The sequence below is a fragment of the Citrobacter sp. VF227 genome, assembly GCF_052950715.1.
In genome coordinates this window covers 1-475 of the sequence record NZ_JBRFVF010000365.1, presented here as the reverse complement: position 1 = coordinate 475, position 475 = coordinate 1, and the positions used below count along the sequence as shown (strand labels likewise).

The following is a 475-nucleotide window of genomic DNA, read 5'->3' as shown; positions in this document are numbered from 1 at the left end:
GAGGACGTCATCGCCACCGGCCAGACCCAGCGCCTGAGCCAGGTGCGTTATGCCATCCGGCGCCCCTAAGCCAGTGGCGGCGGGTTCGAGGAGCGCTTCTGGAACGTGATCAACGCGCCGGTGAAGGACGACCGCGGGCGGGTGCGCTATGTCATCCATCGGGTCGAGGACGTTACCGCCCATTTGCATGCCCAGGAGCTTGCCCGTGCGCAGCTGCAGGAAAGCGACGAACGCCTGAATGCCGCGCTGCTGGTCTCGGGCACGGGGACCTTCTATTGGCAGCTCGCGAGCCAGCGGATCGACATGGACGCCGCCATGTTGCGCCTGGTGGGCATGGAGGGCTTCGGCGAGATCTACCTGAGCGACCTGCTCGAGCGCATGCACCACGACGACCGCGAACGCCTGGTGCTGCTGGGCGAACGCTGCGCCAGGAGTGGCGACGATTTCGAAATGCACTTCCGCGTGCTGCTGGGCC

The 475-nt window shown here is 66.5% G+C and carries 1 protein-coding gene; it reads left to right on the top strand.

What is annotated here, in order from left to right; genetic code table 11:
• Positions 1 to 105: 105 nt before the first annotated feature.
• The coding region (locus tag ACU8YC_RS26775) for a hypothetical protein (RefSeq protein ID WP_446896230.1) at positions 106 to 475 on the top strand (370 nt) is incomplete at its 3' end.